At 67.8% G+C, this 12,613-nt stretch carries 12 protein-coding genes and 1 tRNA gene; 5 read left to right on the top strand and 8 right to left on the bottom strand.

What is annotated here, in order from left to right:
* Nucleotides 1-34: 34 nt before the first annotated feature.
* Nucleotides 35-1,474 carry an MFS transporter gene (locus ACOCEP_RS29955; protein WP_482332435.1) on the bottom strand — a complete coding sequence of 480 codons (1,440 nt, stop codon included), beginning with the start codon at nt 1,472-1,474 and terminating at the stop codon, nt 35-37.
* A 259-nt stretch (nt 1,475-1,733) separates the two neighbouring features.
* Here ACOCEP_RS29955 and ACOCEP_RS29960 point away from each other — a divergent pair, with 259 nt between their 5' ends.
* The 3 genes from ACOCEP_RS29960 (at nt 1,734) to ACOCEP_RS29970 (ending at nt 3,917) form a co-directional block, all read left to right on the top strand.
* Complete coding sequence (locus ACOCEP_RS29960) at nt 1,734-2,183, top strand: VOC family protein (RefSeq protein WP_482332436.1); 450 nt, start codon at nt 1,734-1,736, stop codon at nt 2,181-2,183.
* 41 nt (nt 2,184-2,224) lie between these two features.
* Nucleotides 2,225-3,145 carry a methylenetetrahydrofolate reductase gene (locus tag ACOCEP_RS29965; RefSeq protein ID WP_482332438.1) on the top strand — a complete coding sequence of 307 codons (921 nt, stop codon included), beginning with the start codon at nt 2,225-2,227 and terminating at the stop codon, nt 3,143-3,145.
* Between the two features lie 109 nt (nt 3,146-3,254).
* Entirely contained in the window at nt 3,255-3,917 is a 663-nt protein-coding gene (locus ACOCEP_RS29970; protein ID WP_482339847.1) for a S1 family peptidase, read from the top strand.
* 23 nt (nt 3,918-3,940) lie between these two features.
* Here the strand turns inward: ACOCEP_RS29970 and ACOCEP_RS29975 are convergent, their stop codons facing one another.
* The 5 genes from ACOCEP_RS29975 to ACOCEP_RS29995 all read right to left on the bottom strand — a co-directional run bounded on the left by ACOCEP_RS29975 (nt 3,941) and on the right by ACOCEP_RS29995 (nt 9,136).
* Nucleotides 3,941-4,381 carry a hypothetical protein gene (locus ACOCEP_RS29975; protein WP_482332439.1) on the bottom strand — a complete coding sequence of 147 codons (441 nt, stop codon included), beginning with the start codon at nt 4,379-4,381 and terminating at the stop codon, nt 3,941-3,943.
* A gap of 180 nt (nt 4,382-4,561) precedes the next feature.
* The gene (locus ACOCEP_RS29980) at nt 4,562-5,053 is read right to left on the bottom strand and encodes a hypothetical protein (RefSeq protein ID WP_482332440.1); all 492 of its coding nucleotides are present in this window, start codon (nt 5,051-5,053) and stop codon (nt 4,562-4,564) included.
* 132 nt (nt 5,054-5,185) lie between these two features.
* Nucleotides 5,186-5,259, bottom strand: a tRNA-Pro gene (locus tag ACOCEP_RS29985).
* Nucleotides 5,260-5,398: 139 nt separating this feature from the next.
* Entirely contained in the window at nt 5,399-6,568 is a 1,170-nt protein-coding gene (locus ACOCEP_RS29990; RefSeq protein WP_482332441.1) for an alginate lyase family protein, read from the bottom strand.
* Between the two features lie 351 nt (nt 6,569-6,919).
* Complete coding sequence (locus ACOCEP_RS29995; protein WP_482332442.1) at nt 6,920-9,136, bottom strand: glycosyl hydrolase family 18 protein; 2,217 nt, start codon at nt 9,134-9,136, stop codon at nt 6,920-6,922.
* A 220-nt stretch (nt 9,137-9,356) separates the two neighbouring features.
* Here ACOCEP_RS29995 and ACOCEP_RS30000 point away from each other — a divergent pair, with 220 nt between their 5' ends.
* Together ACOCEP_RS30000 and ACOCEP_RS30005 are read left to right on the top strand one after the other, a co-directional pair.
* On the top strand, nt 9,357-9,959 hold the full coding sequence (locus tag ACOCEP_RS30000; protein ID WP_482332443.1) for an RNA polymerase sigma factor: 603 nt from the start codon (nt 9,357-9,359) through the stop codon (nt 9,957-9,959).
* Nucleotides 9,952-10,851, top strand: coding sequence for a CU044_5270 family protein (locus tag ACOCEP_RS30005; RefSeq protein ID WP_482332444.1), 900 nt, complete (start codon nt 9,952-9,954; stop codon nt 10,849-10,851). The genes ACOCEP_RS30000 and ACOCEP_RS30005 overlap by 8 nt, the downstream gene beginning before the upstream one ends.
* Before the next feature lie 4 nt (nt 10,852-10,855).
* On the opposite strand, the gene ACOCEP_RS30010 is transcribed toward ACOCEP_RS30005, so the two are convergent.
* Nucleotides 10,856-11,635, bottom strand: a complete 780-nt coding sequence (locus ACOCEP_RS30010) for an enoyl-CoA hydratase/isomerase family protein (RefSeq protein ID WP_482332446.1) — start codon at nt 11,633-11,635, stop codon at nt 10,856-10,858.
* A 34-nt stretch (nt 11,636-11,669) separates the two neighbouring features.
* The gene (locus ACOCEP_RS30015) at nt 11,670-12,560 is read right to left on the bottom strand and encodes a PaaX family transcriptional regulator (RefSeq protein WP_482332447.1); all 891 of its coding nucleotides are present in this window, start codon (nt 12,558-12,560) and stop codon (nt 11,670-11,672) included.
* Between the last annotated feature and the right edge of the window lie 53 nt (nt 12,561-12,613).

A 12,613-nucleotide genomic window follows, 5' to 3' on the forward strand; every position in this document is an offset into this window, starting at 1 on the left:
GTTGCCTCGCGCCGCTCCGGCGCCCGAGTTCGGCTCAGGTCAGTTCGGGCTGCGGTTGCCTCTCCGGCGAGTCGAGGCGCTTCGGCACCAGCACGAGCGCGGTGAGAATGGCCAGGACGACGAACGCGGTACTGCCCAGGTAGGCGAGCTGGAAGCCGGCCGCCGCCGCCTCCTTCTGACCCTGACCGCTGTCGACCAGTGAGGTCGTCCGGGAGGCGGCGACGGTGGCGAGGACGGCGGTGCCCATCGCGGAACCGATCTGCAGAGTGGTGTTCACCAGCCCCGAAGCGACGCCGGCGTTCTCCGGGGATCCGGCGGACATCGCGGTGCCGATGACGGCGGGCACCGCGGCGCCCATCCCGACCCCGGCGAGCAGCAGCGGCGGGAGCACGTCGACGAAGTAGCTGCCGTCGACCGGGACCCGGGCCAGGAGCGCCAGCCCGGCCGCCGCGACGAGGAGCCCGCCCGCGAGCACGGGCCGCGGGCCGAACCGGGTGACCAGCCGCGGTCCGAGCCAGAGCGCGACGACGGCGTTGGCCACGGGCGTCGGCAGGAAGGCGAACCCGGTGGCGAGCGCGTCCAGAGCGAGGACCTGTTGCAGGTAAAGGGCGGTGAGGAACTGGAAGCCCATCATTCCCGCCACCATCAGGATCATGACCGTGTTGCCACCGGTCACCGAACGGGAGCGGAACAAGCCCAGCGGCAAGAGCGGCGTCGGTGCCTTCGCCTGGCGGAGGACGAAACCGGCCAGCAACAGCACCGCGAGGGCCAGCAGAGTCCAGCGCCGGGCGGGGGACCCGGTGTCGACGATGACGTAGACCAGCAGCATCGCGCCCGCCGTCACCAGGACGGCACCGAGCGCGTCGACACCGGCCCGGAGCCCCATCCCGGCGTCCCGCTCGATGAGCGCGAACGTCGCCACGACCACGACGATGCCGATGGGCACGTTGACCAGCATCGTCCAGTTCCAGCTGAGCCCCTGGGTGAGCACTCCGCCGAGGATCATGCCGATGGACGCGCCACCCGCCTGCACGAAGCTGAACAGCCCCAGCGCCTTGCCCTGCTCACGCTGCTCGGGGAACAGCGTGACGATCATGCTGAGCACGACCGAGGAGGCGAGCGCGCCACCGGCGCCCTGGACGAACCGGAAGATGATGAGCATCGTCTGGCTGGAGGCCAGGCCGCAGAGCAGCGAAGCGACGGTGAAGACGCACAACCCGATGAGGAACACGCGTCGCCTGCCGACGAGATCGCCCAGCCTGCCCGAGAACAGGAGCAGCCCGCCGAAGGGTACGAGATAGGCGTTCACGACCCAGGCCAGATTGGGTGTGGCGAAACCGAGATCGGCCTGGATGGACGGCAACGCCACCACCACGATCGTGCCGTCGAGCACCACCATCAGCGATGCCAGACACAGGACGACGAGCGCGAGCTGTCGCGAACGACCGCCCTGCCCGGCATTTTCGAGCACCACGGAACCTCCACCTCGGGACAAGGACATGTCTTCTCCGGCGACCGGCGAGACCGGCTCGGATCTATCTCGCTGTCAGATCGTCGGGTTCACAGATTATCTGAACCCGAGGCGGTCCCGCTAGCCCCCTCTCTCAAGGTGCCGCAGAGGTGAACCGGCCACCTGCGTCGCACGGACATCTCGTCCGCGCGTTTGGAATGTCCTTTGTGGACAACGTCGGTCGAGCACGCGGCCCGGGGTTCTGGAATAGGGTGAACCCGAGATGCCCAGAGGAAAGGCGATGTGCATGGCGAGCCGGTTCGAATGGATGACCATCGACAGCGTGGATCCGCGGAAACTGGCGGATTTCTGGTGCGGCGTGCTGGATTACGTCGTCTATCAGGACAAGAACGGCGCCGCGGTCGAGATCGGGCCCGATCCGGAGGAGCCGGACGAACAGCGGTTGGCCGCGTTGCGTGGCGGGCCCGCTGTGCCGAGCATGGTCTTCGTCTGTGTTCCCGCGGCCAAGACCATCGCCAAGAACCGGCTGCACTTCGAGATCTGTCCGATCGACAGTGACCAGCGGACCGAACTGGATCGGTTGCTCGCGCTCGGTGCCGTCAAGACGGATGTGGGACAGGGTGAAGGCCGGTCCTGGGTGGTACTGGCCGACCCGGAAGGAAACGAGTTCTGCCTGACCCGCAGCCTCGCGCCGGGAGAGTTCGACCTGTAGGCGGGACTGGCCGGGGTGCGCTGTTCGGCTACGGTCCTTTCATGGATCTTGTGCGCCGAATCGACCGCGCCGCGGGCGAGTTCTTGCTGTTCGCGCTGACCCCACCGCGCCTGGCCACCGCACGCGAACGCGTTCAAGAGATCGCCGACGCCACCATGGCTCGTCTGCGGCCGTTGAATCTCGACGGCCTCATTCTTTACGACATCGACGACGAGGTGGCTCGGAATCCGGCGCGGCGCCCGTTCCCGTTCTCGCCCACCCTCGACCCCGCGGACTATCTCGCGAACAACCTCTCGGCTTGGCGGACCCCGGTCATCGTCTACCGGGCGGCCGGAAAGTACGCGCCGCCGGAGCTGCGATCATGGCTGGCGGCCCAAGACCCGTCGCGAGTGATGACCGTTCTCGTCGGAGCTTCGTCCAGCAAGGTCGAGGCCATGACCTCACTCGCCGATGCTCAAGCGCTGCGGCGTGACGTCAACCCCGGTCTGTCGCTGGGCGGCGTGGCGATCCCGGAACGTCACAGCCGCCGGGACGACGAACATCTGCGGCTGCTGGCGAAGCAGGACGCCGGCTGCCGATTCTTCGTGACCCAGGTGGTTTACGACGTCAACGCGGCGAAGAACCTCGTCTCCGACTATCACTACGAATGTCTCGCGCGCGGACGAGCACCCGTTCCGGTCGTCTTCACCTTCTCGCTCTGCGGATCGCTGAAGACACTCGACTTTCTGCGGTGGCTGGGCGTCGACGTGCCGCGATGGATGGAAAACGACCTCAGGCACGCGGCCGACACCCTCGAAGCGTCGTATCGGTTCGCCGTCGCGGCGGCCACCGAACTGATGGACTACTGCCGCGGCCTGGGCGTGCCGTTCGGCATCAACGTCGAGAGCGTGTCGATCAGGCGTGAGGAGATCGAGGCGTCCGTGCGACTCGCCGAGCGCCTTCGGCCGGAGATCAAAGGCTGAAGTCGCAAGCTTCGGATCACTCGTCAGACTGACTCCGGTTGTGCCGCCCGCCGCGCGGCACTGGACTGGTCGCGCATCTCCAGTCTCTTGAGGACGGAAGGACGTGACCATGTTCGGCTGCTCACGCCGGAAGCTGGCCGGGGTACTGATTTCCGCGGCCGCGGCCATCTCGCTGGCCTGCCCGGTCGCTTCCGCGGCCGGCGCGGCTCAGCGAACCGCGGTGAACGGCGGTGCCGCGATGTACAGCGTCTCGCCGGGACCCGGCCGTGAGCCGTACTTTTGCTCAGCGGGGTTCGCGATCCTCGTCGAGGGCGTCCGATACATCCTCACGGCCGGGCACTGCACCTCACACGGGCTCGACTGGGAAGGCATCGGACCTCATGTGGACAGCCACTTCCCGGTGACCGATTACGGCCGCGTCCGGGACCTCACCGGCTCCGGGCCCAGCCAAGTCGATCTTCACGATGGCCGCACCCAGCGGATCGTTCGCGCGGGCCTCCCGCAGGTGGGTCAAACGGTGTGCAAGAGCGGCATGACGACGAAGAAGACGTGCGGGAAGGTCCTCGGCCTCAACCAGACCGTGAACTACGGCAAGGACAAGCAGGTCGTCGGGACGATCGCGACCGACATCCCCATCGAGAGCGGTGACAGCGGCGGCCCGTTGTTCTATGGCGGTGTCGGCTACGGGGTGCTGTCCGGCGGGAACAGCCAAGTGAGCTTCTACCAGCCACTACGGCCCGTGCTCACCGCGTACGGCGCCACTCTCGCCTGAGCGGGCTTTCGCGCCGTGAGTTGCTAGATCCGTTCGAAGATGAGGTCGAAATCCTTGCGCCAGGTGGATCCGTGGTCTTCGGACGCTTCCCAGCGTGCGGTGATCCGGTCCGGCCGGACGTCGGCGATGAAGCGTTGGTGCATGTCGGGGTCTTGCCGGTCCAGGCACCAGCTTGTGCCGTCGAAGGTCATGGTGAAGACCCGGCAGACACCTCGTTCGTCGTGGTACAGGGCGGTGTAGGTGTCGCGGGCGTCGCTGCGACCGAGAACCAAGACCATTTCACTCGCGGTCGTTTCGTCGTCGCCCATGGTCCAGCGGAGAACCACGAACGCGTCGCCGAGCCACTCCACCGTCGCCGAGCCGGGCACCTCCTGGTCGGCGGGGTCCAGGAACCAGGCGTCGCGCAGCGTTGTCCGCCACGAGCCGACCAAGACGTCCAGTTGCCGCATGGCCTCGTTACGCATTGCTGCCTCCGTTACGTCGGGCCCGCCGGCGCGAGCGACCCGCGATGTGCGGGGACAGCTCCGCGTGGCAGATCTGGTCGATGGAGCCTGAAATACAGGAACACCGAGACCCTCTGTCGTCCTGTCGTTTGGCGGTCGCTGCTCCAGGCACGCGGTCGTTTCGGGTTCGCCGGCCCCGCTTCAGCTTTGGCGATCGGAGAGCGTCTTGTCCGGGCAGTCGGCTTCGGTCCAGGTGGCTGTGAGGTCACGGCTGACGACGGTCAGAGATCCGGAGAGGAAGTGGATCTCGTGGCTGCAGCCATGCTCATGGGGAAGGATCTCGTCCAATCTCACCGCGTTGCGTTCGTCCCAGGTCGGTGGGGCGCAGGACGTCAGGGGAAAGACGGTCTCGACATCGGAGTAGCGGATCGTCAGGTCCTCCTCGTGCTTCCAGCAATTGTGCCGGAAGCCCAGCTCCAGCCAGGCTTCACCGGACGTGTCGCCACGCGTCACGGTGGCGGGCTTCAGATCTTTCACGCACCGCTGCCCGAAGAAGTCGTAGTGCTCGGGATCGGTGGCGAACGCTCGAGCCCCGGCCGGCAGGTCCTGGGCGAAGGTGGGCAACGCCTCGAGGTACTTCTCGGGATCGAGGTAGCTGGCGTGATCTTCGGTTGCCACGACGACATGCTTCATGTGCTGGTCAAGCTCTCCGGTAAGGGGATGGCGAGCCGAGCCAAGGCGTAGCTCACCGTCACGAAACAACCTTGATCACGAAGAAGGCCCGCGAGCAGCGGTGATACTGCTCGCGGGCCTTTCGTCTTCCGGTCGGGCTGACAGGATTCGAACCTGCGACCCCTTGACCCCCAGTCAAGTGCGCTACCAAACTGCGCCACAGCCCGGACCCGCGCTCCGTGGAGTGCGATGTGAGTACTTTAGCGGGTGCCGGACGGCGGCTTGCAACCAGGGGTCACTGTGTGTCTGAGCTGCGAAAACGGTCCGTGAGGGCCGCCCTGCCGCATTCGGGCGGCCCCCACGGGGTCACTGGGGGTTGCCGGCGTGGGTAAGGGTCTGCCAGGCGACGAACAGGGTGTTGGTGCCCGCCGGGCGCTGGCGCAAGGTGAGGGCTTCGGTGTTGCTCATGGTGTGCCCGAGGCGGGTGTGAAGGTGGTTGTAGCCCACCTCGGTGACCGGGCCGAGGCCGAGCTTCAGATTGCCTCCGCACAGCCACGACGGGACGGCGGCGCCCATCTGGTACTTCGCGTGGAAGCCGAGGCCTTCGCGGAGGCGGTCGGCGATCTCGGGGTAGAGGTCCTGGCCCTGGATGCGGGTGGTCTCGGCGAAGTTCGCGATGGCGGCGAGGCCGTAGCCGGTGTGGGTGAAGTCGCGGCAGGTCTCCTGGGAGAGGCCGTCGACGAAGGTCGTCTGGCCTTGCCAGTACTTGACGATCTTGTCTCGGGTGTTCAGCCCGCTGCCGGGCGCGGTCTTCGGGAGCGCGCCGTCGCTGGTCAGGTAGAGGTAGGCGGGCACGCGGGTGCGGAACTTCGCGACGGCCTTGTCGTAGGCGGTCTTGTCGTCGAGGAACACGGCGATGCCGATCGCGGCCTCGGTCATGCTGAGTTCCCAGTTGCCGTTGCTGTGACTGCCGTTGATCACCTCGGGCAGGTACACGGTCCGGAGCATGGTGCCGAAACGGCCGGAATTCGGCCAGCTCGAGTAGGTGTGCTTGATGATTTCCGCCGCCCGCGGCCACGAGGAGGCCGACCACGCCGACTGCAGGGGAGCGTTGCTGTTCGTGTGATCCTTCAATACCGCGGACCAGGCGTCCATGATTTCGATCGCCTTGGTCGCGTATTTCGCGTCGCGCGTGATGTACCAGGCCAGCGAAAGCGAATACGCGGCGATCGCGTCTTGCCGCTCATCGGTACAGCCGATGTTCGGATTCGAATAGGAACCGCATTCGACGACGGCGCGGGGTTTCGGTGACCGGGACAGCGAGGCGTACGGGCTCGACATCATCGCGTCGTACGCCGGTTTCCACGGTTGTGCGCCGGCCTGCACCTTGGCGCGGACGAAGTCCAGCTGCGGGCGGCTGACCAGCACGCCCGGATGGGTGAAGGTGGCGGGTGCGGCCTGCGCGGGGGCACTGAAAAGGCCTGACGCCAACGGGACGAGTGTGATCAGGGTGAGCAGTTTCCTCGGTAGGGACATGGGTCTCCTCGAGTGGGTGTGAACCAGGTCACCGGCGGCGCGCGATTCAGTGTCATGGTCTGAACCAGTTGCGTCAAGAGTCCTCGTTCACCTCGAAAAGAAAGGGTCGACGAATCAGTGCGGCCAAAGGGCCGATGAAAGGCGGGCTTCCGACCGGGCGACCGCCGATCAGGCGCCAGGTCGCGCGCGTCGCGCCAGAACGTGGCGATACCCTCGCCGCTGCCGCCGGGTAGGACCCGGCGATGAGCGGAGCCCGATCCTCGTTCGCAGAAGTCACGCAGCACACTGTGCGGCGAGGCGGGGTGGAGGTGAAGCCCTCGCGCGCGGCTCGCCGCGCGCGAGGGCCGATCGTCACTTCAGCGAGTTGTCCACTGTGGTCATGAGGGCTCCGGTGTCACCGGACATCTCCCAGGCCATGACCCCGAGCAGTCCTCTGGTCTTGAGCCAGGCGACCTTCTGCTGGATGGACCAGGCGTCGTCGAAGGTCCACCATTGCCCTCCGTTGCCCGTGTAGCACGACGTGGCCACGGCCGCGGTGTCGTGCTGGACGGCGCAGTTGGGGACGCTGGCCAAGAGATTCGCGTAGCCACGAGTACCTGCTTCCTCGGCGAACTGGCCCGGCGCGGCTCCGGTCGCGCTCTGCCATTCGCCCTTCTTGCCGCCGTCCGCGACCCCTTGCCAGCCTCTCCCGTAGAAGGCCAGGCCGAGGGTGAGCTTCCGTGGATTGGCCCCGGCCTCGGTGTAGGCGTTGATCGCCGATTCGACGCTGAACTTGAAGTTGTACGGATCGTCCGCGTCGGCGTAGAGATTGCCCTGGTGGCCGGTGCGGTTCGGCTCCCACGAGTTGTCGCTGCCGGAGCCGTGGAAGTCGTAGCCCTGCACGTTCGCGACGTCGAGGTAGTCGAAGATCTTCGGGATCTCCCAGCCGCCCTTCACCTTCGCCGGGTCGGCGGGGGTGAAGGCCTGCAGTTCGTACCGTTTGCCGGTGGTCGCGCCATAGGCGTCCATCTGCGTGCGGAACTCGGCCAGCAGTGCGGTCAGGTTCGTCTTGTCGTTGGCGCTCCAGTGGTTCCCGGGGTGCCCGTCGGGACTGCCCGGCCACTCCCAGTCGATGTCGATACCGTCGAAGATGCCCGCGGCGGTACCCGGACCGCCGGCGCCGCCGTAGGGCTTCACGTTGCCCTTGAGGTACGTGTCGATGCACGACGCGACGAACTTCTGCCGCGACGCGGGCGTGGCCGCGACGTCGGAGAAGTACTTCGAGTAGGTCCAGCCGCCCAGCGAGATGAGGATCTTCAGGTTGGGGTACTTGGCCTTGAGCTTCTTCAACTGGTTGAAGTTGCCGCGCAGCGTCTCCCAGCCGGTGTCGCCGACGCCGTCGACGGACTGTGCCGCCGACATCGGCCGCGAGTAGTCGGCTTCCGCGTCGCCCGCGCCGTCACCCTGGTTGGGGTCCTGCGGATTCGACGTCGTTCCCTTGGTGACGCCCGAAAGGCAGGTGTGGTTGACCGGGTCGATGTTCCCGAAGGCGTACAGCAGATGGGTCAGCTTGGCGGCGGATCCGTTGGTCACCAGGTTCTTGACGAAGAACTGGCGGCCGTAGATGCCCCACTGGACGAAGTAGCCGACCCGGGCGTACCCGTTCACGATGTCGCCGGTGCGAGCGCTGACGGCGGCGCTCGCCGCGGAGACGTTGTCGTACCCGTCGCGGGCTTTGACCGTGAAGGAGTACGAAGTGGACGGTGACAGCCCGGTCACCGTCGCGGTCGTCCCGGTCACCGTGGTGGCGAGGGTCGTGCCCCGGTAGACGTCGTAGGAGACGACGCCGGTGTTGTCCGTGGACGCGTTCCACGCCAGCGAGATCGAGCCCGAGGTGACCGCGGTCGAGCGGAGGTTCGACGGCGCGGTCGGCGCCTGGGTGTCGTCGCTCGGGTTGTTGGTGGTCACCGCGAGTGCCGGGGTGGGCGGGGACTTGGCGTCCTTGCGGTCCTTGGCGACGACGGTGAAGCTGTATGCCGTGTTCGGCGTCAGCCCGGTGATCCGCGCTTCGGTGCCGGTGACCGACGCCGCCAGCGTGGTGCCCTGGTAGACGTCGTAGCCGGCGACGGGCAGGGAGCCCGGGGCGGCGGCGTTCCAGGCCAGCGCGGCGGTCGTGGTCGTCTTCGCCACGAGCCGCAGGTTGGCCGGGGTCGACGGCGGTGTGTCGCCCGAGCCGTCGCAGTTGGCGTCGTCGATCCGGCAGGTGGTCGGGTTGACCGCGGAGCTGAGCCGGAACGACGGGCTGTAGGGGTAGGTCGAACGGCCCGGGGCGAGGGACTTGATGTAGTACGCCGGGGTGAGGGTGACCTGGTTACCCGTCTGGGAAACCGTGCCGTTGGAGCCGCTGGTGGCGGTCACGCCGGCGGGGACGGTGAAGGTGATGGACCAGTCGGCGACGGTTTCGCTGCTGGGGTTCGTGACGGTGTACTCGCCGGTGGTCCCGGTCAAGGTGAAGGCGGCGCGGAGGCGGCCCGCCGCCGACGCGGGAGTACCCGCGGCCACGAGGAGCCCGGCGGCGAGGAGTGTCACGGTGAGTGCGCTGAGTAGTCTTCTTCTGGTGCGTCTCATGGCGGTTCTCTCCAAAAGAGGCGGCGAGACTGACCTGCTCGAAAGATGGCGCGTGTGGTCTAGACCACAGATGAATGTAGCGCGGAGCGCATAAAAGGTCTAGACCGATTCGTCGGTCGTGAACCCGGTGGGCCCCGGATGCGGACAACGGGTGACACCGACGAACGGCGAAGGGCGGTTCATGAGCTCACCTAGGGCGGATCCGGACGATCTCGACGACGCGGAGCTGATCGCGAGATCGGTGACCAGGCCGGACTGGTTCTCCGCGATCTTCGACCGGCATGCCGCGCATATCCACCGTTACCTGGTCAGGCGCGTCGGCCCCACCGCCGCCGAGGACGCGCTGGGGGAGGCGTTCCTGGTGGCCTTCCGCAAACGCGAGGGTTACGACACCGAGCGTCGCGACGCCCGGCCTTGGCTCTACGGGATCGCCACCAACCTCGTGGCGCAGCGGCGTCGTGAGGAGGCCAGGGAGCTGAAGCTGCGGGAAGCGCTCGGCCCGCCGTCTCACGAGGAAGGGCACGCCGAGCGCGTCGCGGAGCAGGTGAGCGCCGAGGCGATGGGGAAGCTGCTGGACTCCGCGCTGGCGGAACTCACCGATGGCGACCGGGACGCGCTCACGTTGTTCGCCGGAGAAGGCCTCAGCTACGAGGAGGTGGCTTCGGCGCTGGGCATTCCGCTCGGCACTGTCCGCTCACGGCTCAATCGCGCCCGCCGAAAGGTCCGCGAGGCGCTCGGGCGCCCGGACACCATGACCGCGAAGGAGATCTCCACCCATGGATGAGCTGCAGTCGATCGCCGAGCGGACCGGCTCGGTCCCGCTCGCGGACTCCGGAGCGCTCGCGCAGGCGCGGGCGAGATTGATGGCCGAGATCGCCGACGCGGAACGGGGAACCGTCGCGCCGCCGAGGAAACGGCGACGCTGGGCGTGGGCCGGAGCGGGGACGCTCGGGCTCGCCGCGGCCATCACCGCCGTCGTGGCGCTCGCCCCGGTCGAGCAGGTCGGTCTCCGGCCCCCGTCGGCCGCCGCGGATCCCGTGACGGTGCTCCGGAACGCCGCCGCGGCCGCGCTGAAGTCCCCCGACACACCGCCGAGGCCCGGCCAGTTCCTCTACACGAAGACCAAGCAGCCCGATGGCGAGCGGGAATCGTGGCGTTCGGCCGATGGCACCCATGACGGGCTGATCACGATGGCGGACGGAAGTTCCTTCCCGCTTCCGGGGTGCCGGAACGGACGGGCGCAGGTGTACAAGGGCGAAGTACCGCTCGACGGTGTCCTGGAGCCGTGCACGCCATCGCCCGGTCACCGGGCGGATCTCCCCACCGACGCGGACGCGATGTTCGCCTACCTCACCGCAGGTCACGACGGCGACTTCACCGCGATGGGCAAGGACGTTCTCTCGCTGGCGAACGAGAGCTACCTTTCGCCCGCGGTCCGGGCCGCCTTGTTCGGCGCGGCGGCGAAGGTCCCGGGGCTGCGCGCCGTCGACCACGTCCGGGACGCGGCGGGCAGGCCGGGGATAGGCATCACCTGGCCGCTGAGGCCGGGGGACGACCCCGAGGTGGCGAAACCGGTGGTGATCGTCTTCGCTGCCGACACCTTCCTGTATCTGGGGACGGATTCGACCGCTGTGACCGCGTCCGGCGTGGTGGACGCGGTCGGTCAGCGGCCGTAGCGGCTCAGCGCCCGGTGAAGGTCGCCTTGCCCGGACCGTCGGCGAGGAACGACTTCACCGCGGCGCGGAGGTCCTCGGTGTCGAAGAGCCCGGCGGCGATCGTCGTGATGTGTTCGTTCGCCTCGGCGACGCCGCCGTGCTCGTAGTGCTCGAGGACCTTCTTGGTGGCGGCGTGTGCCTTCGTCGGCCCCTGGGCGAGGTCGGTCGCGAAGGCGCGGGCGGCCTCGTCGAAGCCGTCGACCGGGAACACCCGGTTCACCACGTTCCAGCGTTCGAGGGTCGCGGCGTCGTAGGTCGCGCCCGTCATCACGAACTCCTTGGCGCGGCCCACCCCGGCGCGGGCGGCGAGCCGCTGCGTGCCGCCCATGGTCGGGGTCAGGCCGACGACCCGTTCGACTAGGCCGAACTTGGCCTTCTCACTCGCGAGGATGATGTCGCAGGCGACCGCGACCTCGAACGCCCACGTCAGGCACAGCCCGTGCGCGGCGAACACGGTCGGGAACGGGAGCGCGGCGATCCGGTCGGGGATCGCCAGCATCTCGTCGAAGAGCACCTTCGCCTCGGCCGCGCTCGCCTGGGCGTCGAACAGGGAGACGTCCACGCCGCCGCTGACGATCTTCCCCTCGGCGCGGATCAGCGCCGCGCGTGGCGGCGTGGTCTCCAGTTCGCCGATCGCCTCGCCCAGTTCGGCCTGCAGTTCCGCGGTGTAGAGGTTCAGCGGCGGCGAAGCGATGGTCAGGACGGCGAGGTCGTCTTCACGGTCGAGGCGGATCGAGGCGGCCAAGGCGGTTCCCTCCGATGGGTCGTTTTCGGTGACCCTAGCCCGACGCCGCCACGAGTTCGTCCCATTGCGCCTGTGCTTCTGGTCGCCATTCGACATGCTTGCGGTGGAACAGGTCCGCCGCGCGCACGCCGCTCCAACCGTCGGGGAGAAGTTTCAGCGGAAGCCTGGGATCGAGGAAGGGGAAGCTGCGCCATTCGTGGACGAGTTCCGTCTGCGCGCGCAGGACACCGCGTTCGCCGGAAGGACGCAGGCCGGTGAAGCGGTCGATGAAGTCCTCGTAGCGGTCCTTGAGGTCACTCAGGTCCCAGGAGCGCGCGACCATCGTCTCCTGATCGCCGACGTCACCGTAGGCGGCGGTGAACGACATCGCCTGCGCGTCGAGACCGAGTTCCTGGACGATCTGCTGGGCCTCCCGCTGGCGGCTGAGATCCGGGCTGACCCAGACGCCCGCCACCGGCGAACCGAAGCCCGCCCAGGTCAGGCGGGTGCGCAGCCGGTGCCGGAGATCCCGTTTCGCTTCGGGGACCGACACGATCAGCATCAGCCAGCGATCGTCCCAGGCCTTCTCCTCGTTGCCGAAGGCGTAGATCCGTTCCGCGCCTTCGGTCAGGAGTCGCCTGCCTGGTGGAGTGAGCGACCAGCGCACTCTTCGGCCGACGCGTTCGGAGACCACCCACCCTTCGGCGGACGATCGGGCCAGCGCCTGCCGCGCGGACTTCTCCTCGATGTCGAGCACGCGCAGCGCCTCGACCAGTGCCGAGGTCCAGATCGCTTGGTCTCGCGGCAGGACGTACTCGCCGAGGATCGTCATCAGCAGCGACCGCGCGCTGGCATGACCGACTTCGCGGCGCCTGCTCAACGTCGGCCTACGGGTACCGCCTTTCTGCTGGTGGACGACGGGGACCGGGGTGGCGGAGTCCGCCATTTGCTGTCACCGACCTCAATGCTCGGGGGTTCGTTCGGGTCCAGAAGAACAAT

This window comes from Amycolatopsis sp. CA-211722, from assembly GCF_056828465.1.